General features: G+C 66.1%; 5 protein-coding genes. 4 read left to right on the forward strand and 1 reads right to left on the reverse strand.

From position 1 onward, the window contains the following. Positions 1 to 33 precede the first annotated feature (33 nt). Positions 34 to 717 carry a methyltransferase domain-containing protein gene (locus GXY33_10445; protein NLX05552.1) on the forward strand — a complete coding sequence of 228 codons (684 nt, stop codon included), beginning with the start codon at positions 34 to 36 and terminating at the stop codon, positions 715 to 717. Here the strand turns inward: GXY33_10445 and GXY33_10450 are convergent. Further along, positions 695 to 1,573, reverse strand: a complete 879-nt coding sequence (locus GXY33_10450; GenBank protein NLX05553.1) for a helix-turn-helix transcriptional regulator — start codon at positions 1,571 to 1,573, stop codon at positions 695 to 697. The genes GXY33_10445 and GXY33_10450 overlap by 23 nt on opposite strands. 234 nt (positions 1,574 to 1,807) lie before the next feature. On the opposite strand from GXY33_10450, the gene GXY33_10455 reads away from it, so the two are divergent. The 3 genes from GXY33_10455 to GXY33_10465 all read left to right on the forward strand — a co-directional run. Then, on the forward strand, positions 1,808 to 3,037 hold the full coding sequence (locus GXY33_10455; GenBank protein ID NLX05554.1) for a DegT/DnrJ/EryC1/StrS family aminotransferase: 1,230 nt from the start codon (positions 1,808 to 1,810) through the stop codon (positions 3,035 to 3,037). A 5-nt stretch (positions 3,038 to 3,042) separates the two neighbouring features. Further along, positions 3,043 to 3,999 (forward strand): polysaccharide deacetylase family protein, encoded by a 957-nt coding sequence (locus GXY33_10460; GenBank protein ID NLX05555.1) that lies wholly within the window; start codon positions 3,043 to 3,045, stop codon positions 3,997 to 3,999. A 110-nt stretch (positions 4,000 to 4,109) separates the two neighbouring features. Then, positions 4,110 to 5,554: hypothetical protein (locus GXY33_10465; GenBank protein ID NLX05556.1), on the forward strand; the 1,445-nt coding region annotated here is incomplete at its 3' end.

Raw genomic sequence — 5,554 nt, forward strand, 5'->3', positions numbered from 1 at the left:
CCCGACATGACGGTCCGGTCGGAGGAACCGGAGATGATGGATCAGATGCAGAGCGATCCGCGGGCGCTGCGTCGGACGCTGCACCTGTTCGCGCGGGTCAACCCGATTCTGTCGGGATACCGGGAGTTGATCGGGCGGTACATCTGTCCGGACCTGCTGCGGACCGACGGGCGGCCGATGCGGTTTTTGGATATCGGGGCTGGGGCGTGCGACGTGGACGTGTGGTTGATGGAGTGGTGCCGTCGGAAGCGGCGGCCGATGGAGATCGTGTGCCTGGACCACAATCCGCGGGTGGTGCGATACGCGCGGCGGCTGGTGCGTCGTCGGTCTCGGATCGAGGTTCGGATGGGGGATGCGCGGGCGTTGGAGCAGATGGGGGAGCGTTTCGATTACGTGTTCGCCAATCACGTGCTGCACCACCTGAGCGATCCGGAGGCGGCTGAGGTGTTGCGGTGTGCGGAGCGGGTGTGCGACCGGGTGCTGCTGGTCAACGACGTGCGGCGTTCGTACGGGAACTACGCAGCGTTTTCGTTGATTTCGCCGCTGTTGGGGCGCGGGAGTTTCGCCGCGAACGACGGGCGGGTCTCGATCACCAAGGGTTTTACGGTCAGCGAGTTCGTGCGTCTGGCCCGCGCGGCGGACCTGCAGGGGCAAGCGGCGGTGGGCGTGACGTTTCCCGGGCACGTATACCTGGTCAGCCGGAAGGCGGAGGGGTAGGCTCGGCGTCGCGGAAGCGGGCGGGGGCTCGGCCGAAGTGTCGGCGGAAGAGGCGGCTGAAGTAGAGGGGATCGCGGAATCCGCAGGCGTAGGCGGCGGCTTTGACGGGCTCATCGGTTTCGGCGAGGATGCGGCGTGCCTTTTCGAGTCGGCGGCGGATCAGGTATTCACGGACGGGCAGGCCGAACTCGCGGCCGAAGAGGGCGTTGACGTGGTTTGGGGAGCGGCGGACCATCTGGCTGAGTTCGCCGAGGGTGACCGGCTCGCAGAAGTGGACGTCGAGGTAGGCCCGGATCTGCTCGGCCATGGCGCGTGAGGCGGGTTCGGGATGGGCTGAGCCGGTTCGCAGCCGGTCGAGTGCGGCGACGGTGGCACAGGTCAGACCGGAGACGAAGCGGGCGCGGTCGCGGAGTTCGTGGGGGAGGGCGGGGGTTCGGGAGGCCTCCCAGAGTTCCCATGCGGGCATGGAGGCGACGGTCAGGCAGCGGCTGGGGGCCAGGTCGCGGGAGGGCGCGTAGGTGCTGGCGAAGAAGTTGACGGCGGTGGGGATGATGACGATCCAGAGGAGTTCGTAGGCCCGGTCCTTCCGCTGATAACGCTCGCAGTGTTCGACTCCGGGCAGGATGACCCGCAGACGGCGATCGGCGAGGGCGACCAGTCCGTCGGCCATTTCCAGGCAGGCGCGGCCGCCGAGGGGCATGACGCATTCGGTGAAGCCGTGGGCGTGGATGGACATGCGGCGATCGGCGGACGGGCGGCCGGCGCGTCGGCGCGGTGGGTTGTCGACGCAGAAGATCAGCTCGCCGGTGAGGAGGCGGTCGAGCAGCGTCTCGAGGGCGGGTTGGTAGCTGGTCATTTCGTTGATCCGTCTATGTTGGGCGGCCGAGAGAACCCCGCTCCCATACGGTCGCAACTCTTTTGGAGGCGGTCCACGGTCGTCCGATAGTTTCGCCGCCGGATCCAGCCTAGCATCCGGCCGTTGATTTGTCCATACCCTGAGTTGGTTTGTCTATCGGTTTTCGACGCCCGCTGGCGATCGGGTGAGGTAGACTTGAGGCAGACAGTGCATTCATCAGAAAAGGAGCAGACGATGTCGGAGAAGCTGGCGATCGACGGCGGGCAGCCCGCGTTGACGGAGGCGATGCGGGGCCGGGTTCCGAAGTGGCCGGTGGTCAATGGGGCCACGGCGGAGCGTCTCAAGGAGGTTTACCTGAGCGCGGAGTGGTCGTTTAACGGGGCGTACGAGCAGCAGTTCGGGGCTGAGTTCGCCCGCTATCACGGGGCGGATCGCGGCGTGCTGATGGTCAACGGCACGGTGACGCTGGAGTGCGCGTTGGCGGCGTTGGGCGTGGGACCGGGCGATGAGGTGATCGTTCCGGCATTGACGTGGATGGCCACGGCGATGGCGGTGCTGTACGTGGGGGCGACGCCGGTGTTCGTGGACATCGAGCCGGACACGCTGTGCCTCGATCCGGCCAAGACCGCGCGGGCGATCACGCCGAAGACGAAGGCGATCATCCCGGTGCATTTGTACGGCTCGATGGCGGACATGGAGGCGTTGGGCGACCTGGCTCGTCGCAAGGGTCTGGCGATTATTGAGGACTGCGCCCACGCCCACGGCGGCGTGTGGGCGGGCCGGGGTGTCGGGAGCATCGGCCAGGTAGGGTCATTCAGTTTTCAGCAGTCCAAGACATTGACCTGCGGTGAAGCGGGGGCGTGCATCACGAGCGACGCGGTGCTGGCTGAGCGGCTGTACCGGCTCAAGCACATCGGGTACGACTTGGGCAGCGCCCAGGGCAAGGCTCAGAGTTCGCCGCCGGCGGGACTGATCTGCCACAACTACCGGGCGACGGAGTTCCAGGCGTTGATCCTGCTGGACGGCCTGAAGGACCTGCGGGCGCAGACGGAGAAGCGCGAGGCGAGCGCGGCGTACCTGCGCGAGCTGACGGCAGAGATTCCCGGCGTGGAGGTCCAGGCGCGTGGCCGGCGGGCGGACGTGCAGGGGTACTACGTTCTGATGTTCCTGTTCGACCTGAAGCAGTTCGGCGGCGTGTCGCTGGGCCGTGTAATGGAAGTGCTGCAGGCGGAGGGGATCGGCATCGGGGGCACGTACGGTCCGGTCTATCGCCACGCGTTGTGGAACGTGGGGTCGAGCGGGTATCGCATCGCGGAGGGCGGCTGTCCGGTGTGCGAGGAGGCGTGCGCGAATCGGGGGGCCGGGATGCTTCACCACTGGCTGCTGGGCGATCGGGAGTTGATGGAAGGGATCGCCAAGGGGATAATGAAGGCTCAGCATCAGTTGTCCAGGAATGCGGAGTAAGTATCATGAGCAAAGGGAAATCGCCTCTTTTGTGGACGAATGACGACCTGGGCCGGGACGGAGCGGAGAGCCTGCGTCGGATGGTCGAGTTTCTGGGGCGTTACAAGGTGCCCGGTTCGTTCGCGACGGTGCCGGTGGCGTTGACGAAGGAAGGGCCGCGGTTCATCGACGACGACGCGGCGCTTCGGGACCAGATCGCCAAGGCGCGGTCGGCGGGTCACGAGTTTTTCCAGCACGGCACGACTCACGTGTGCATCGAATACGGGATGTCGGACCCGCGGATGTACCACGCGAAGCTGATGGGCCACGCGGAGGCGCGGGAGGTGACGCGTCAACGGCCGTACTACGAGCGGTTCTGGACGCTGGAGGCGATCAAGGCGCAGATCGAGTGGGGCCGCGACGCGTGGATCCGGGCGTTCGGCGAGCCGTCGAAGGGTTTTCGTCCCGGCTGCGGGTGCACGCACCGGAATTTGTTTGCCGCGTTGGAGGAGTTGGACTTTGACTGGGTCTCATCGGACCTGGTGTCGTTTACCGGCTGGATGTGGACGGTGGGCGAGTTCGACACGCCGCACGAGATGGAGCCTCCGGTTCGGCCGTACATGCGAACGGCAAAGCTGATGGAGTTTCCGATCCTCGATGACTTCGCGTTCCGGGTCAAGCCGGATCAGGTGGACCGGTTCGTGGAGCTGGGCCTGGCGTACTGGAACCGGTGCGTGGAGGAGGGTTGGCCGTTTATCGTCTGTTCGCACTGGCACGGGCTGGAGGCGAACCACGACACGGGCTATCGGGTGCACGAGCGGCTGCTGGATACGATCATGGGTTCGGGTCGGGCCGACCCGATGACACTGGGCGAGTATCACCGCAAGCTGCTGGCGGGCGAGTATCCGCTTGATCCGCCGGAGGTGCTGAATCCGCCGGACCCGCCGGGGTACCACGTGTGGCACTTTGAGGGCAAACGGTGAGGGCCGGTTCGCCCGGGAATTCGCGGAAAAAACTATGAACGGCCGGAGGTGGTGAGTAGACTGCGCGCCCTGCGTAGCATGTAGCGTTACGACAGGCAAAGGATCGCGCCATGTCCACTGACCGTTCGCCGAGTTCTCCCGCAGCCGTCTTTTACGAAGAAGCCTTTGTGGCCGATTCGCTGTTCCTTCCGGCGGAGGCGCTGCTTTCAGCGGCGCGGGGCGTGGGCGCTCGGGTGATCGGGGCTGAGGAACTGATCGCTGGGATTCCGGACGGGGTGGGCGTGCTGATCTGGCCATACGGCGGGTACTATCCGGTGGAGGCGCGGGCGGCCATCGAGGGTTTCTTCGCCCGAGGGGGCGATCTGATCGTGTTGGGAGACGGGCCGTTGTGGTTCGGCTGCGCGCGGACGGAAGGCCGTTGGCGGGTGGACGAGTCGCGGCATGCGGCGTCGCCGTTCTGGACGATGCCGTACGGCGGGCGGCTGGGTCTGGCGACGTGGGCGGTGACCTGCGGTTCGGAGGTGTCGGATCCGGCGCCGTGGTTTTACATCGCGGATGAGTTTGCCGAGAGTTTTGGCAGTGCGAAGAAACTGTCTTGCGCCTGCTTTGTGTCGCGTCTGTGCGTCCGGGAGGCGGGACGGACGGTGGTCATTGGCCTAGCGGGTGAGAATTGCTCGGCGAGTCCGGAGATCACGGAGTTTGTCACCCTGGCTGAGCCGGCATCGGTTCCGGCGATGAACGGGCGTGTGGTTGGTGTAGGTGTGAAGCCGTCCGAGGGATGGACGGCTGAGAACGCGGCGGACTTGCTGAAGGGCCTGCTTGCGGTGTTGGAGGCCGACCGTCCGCGGCGATTGCCGCAAGGCATGAGGCTCACGCCTTGCGTGATCCGACAGGAAGGCGCGGTTACGTGCGAGTTGTGGCGGCGGCCGGCAGCCGAACCGTGCATTCGCGTCGAGGTGAGCCTATGGCGCAGCGAAGATCAGGAAGAACGCCTTTTCAGCCGGGAGGTCGAGGTGTCCGGCGCCGATCCGGTCGCCATCGCCCTTCCGACGGATCAGTTGGCGGCGGGAGGATATCGCGTTTGCGTGACGGCTGAGGGTTGCGAGGCGATCGTCGCGCGGTGTGCGGTTCTGGACGCCGCGGACGCTGAGCCGCCGGTGGTGCGGGCCAAGCAGGTGAACGGGTACGCAGCGTTCGAGATCGACGGCCGGACGATTCCGGCGCTGGACTACTGCTTTATTCCCGGCGATTTGTCGCTGGATCGGGAGGTGCGCGATTTCGGGCGGGCCGGCGTTCACATCCATACGGTTCAATACAGTTTCGCCGACGGCTGGACCGGACCGGGACGGTTCGACTGGTCCGGGTTCGACGAACTGGCGGAGCGGGTATTCCTGAGCGACCCGCAGGCCTACCTGTACCCGCGACTTAACATGAGCGCCCCGCGGTGGTGGCTGGAGCGGTATCCGGAGGAGCGCGAGGTCCTTCGCCACCATCCTGACGGCGAAGGCATGGAGGCGGTCATGGCCCGGCGCATGGCGTCGTGGACGTCGCCGAA

The sequence above is a fragment of the Phycisphaerae bacterium genome (assembly GCA_012729815.1).
Classification (GTDB): domain Bacteria; phylum Planctomycetota; class Phycisphaerae; order JAAYCJ01; family JAAYCJ01; genus JAAYCJ01.

Excerpts from the sequence above, each read along its gene's own strand:
- GXY33_10450 (NLX05553.1), bottom strand. The coding sequence starts at position 1,573 with ATGACCAGCTACCAACCCGCCCTCGAGACGCTGCTCGACCGCCTCCTC.
- GXY33_10445 (NLX05552.1), top strand. The coding sequence starts at position 34 with ATGATGGATCAGATGCAGAGCGATCCGCGGGCGCTGCGTCGGACGCTG.
- GXY33_10455 (NLX05554.1), top strand. The coding sequence starts at position 1,808 with ATGTCGGAGAAGCTGGCGATCGACGGCGGGCAGCCCGCGTTGACGGAG.
- GXY33_10460 (NLX05555.1), top strand. The coding sequence starts at position 3,043 with ATGAGCAAAGGGAAATCGCCTCTTTTGTGGACGAATGACGACCTGGGC.